The 1,079-nt window shown below is 47.5% G+C and carries 2 protein-coding genes; one reads left to right on the forward strand and one right to left on the reverse strand.

All coding sequences use genetic code 11. The annotated features are described in order from the left end of the window. Window positions 1–150: 150 nt before the first annotated feature. Complete coding sequence (locus tag AC2VLY_RS03025) at window positions 151–378, forward strand: hypothetical protein (protein WP_486892442.1); 228 nt, start codon at window positions 151–153, stop codon at window positions 376–378. A 262-nt stretch (window positions 379–640) separates the two neighbouring features. On the opposite strand, the gene AC2VLY_RS03030 is transcribed toward AC2VLY_RS03025, so the two are convergent. After that, window positions 641–877 (reverse strand): DUF4160 domain-containing protein, encoded by a 237-nt coding sequence (locus AC2VLY_RS03030; RefSeq protein WP_486892441.1) that lies wholly within the window; start codon window positions 875–877, stop codon window positions 641–643. Between the last annotated feature and the right edge of the window lie 202 nt (window positions 878–1,079).

Here is a 1,079-nt window from a genome sequence, read left to right on the forward strand (position 1 = left end):
CGCATCAAAGGGATAGGTAGCGTCGGCACGAAGATGCATATGAGGCTGGGGTGGGATGTTTGTAGTCATGGCTTTCCTCCATTGATAATGGATCATAGTGAAACATCTGTGCGTGATAGTCGAACATTTCGATAAAGCATTTCTTTGATCTTGGTCAAGAAACATCAGATTTTTGTCGGCCAGTACATATCATCCATTCTTTGGGCGGATCGACTTGGTATTCCCGTGCCGACCCAAGGCTGCATAAAGGACCAGAAGGAGATGGATGATCCTGAATATTGTCAGCAGTCCAGCCAGTATGTGGTGAAAATCAAAACGCAAAGCGAAAGGCAATGGAATTGTGGTGAATACCATAAGCAGTCCCAGTACACCTCATAGTGTATCCGAGTGATAGTTGAGCGCGAGTTTGAGCGCTTGATGGCCTGTCGCTCCAGCTTCTTCAAGTGCTTCTCGCGGTGTTATCGACCCGTTTAACGTGGGGGATGGGTAAAAACAGGAAGTCACTGACTATTGCGCAAACTTTTCTATATGCGAGCGTTGCTGACTGGACATTACCGCTGGCTATTTCACCCGTAACCTTCCCATAAAATTCCCAGACCCGACTGTTTTCTGACTGGTAGGAAACTTATCGTACGATATTTTACGTTTTCTCAAGGGGCCCCTGGTTGTGTGTATATAGCTCCCAATTCCCCATGAGTTCGGTCCGATGTTCCTGTGCCCATTCCAACACTAACATCTGCGCCCGGCTGGGCATTTCGCCCTGGATAATCTCCAGCGTATGGATGTCTTTGAGCACCTCATATTCCCCGTACAAGGCATGAAAGTGTGGCGGTGCATGATCCTGCCAGAGCATCTGAATCAAGATACCGTAAAACATGCTGATAGGAGTCCCTTCAAAAATAACCCGCAAGGTACGCCGCTCAGTTACCGATTATGAGAAAACAGCGCGGTTGCCACATCGCGAGGATAGGTGAAGATGGCAGAAAGCATGAGAATGGTGGCTACCAATAGCAAAATCGTAAAAATTCCAAAAGTAATGCGCAGGCCATAACCATTTCCACAATGTTGGAGTTGGCAGT

The organism is Acidithiobacillus sp. TH-A36, from assembly GCF_057473445.1.

What these genes read in the sequence shown, in the direction of transcription:
- AC2VLY_RS03030 (WP_486892441.1), bottom strand. Translation starts at nt 877, where the DNA reads ATGTTTTACGGTATCTTGATTCAGATGCTCTGGCAGGATCATGCACCG.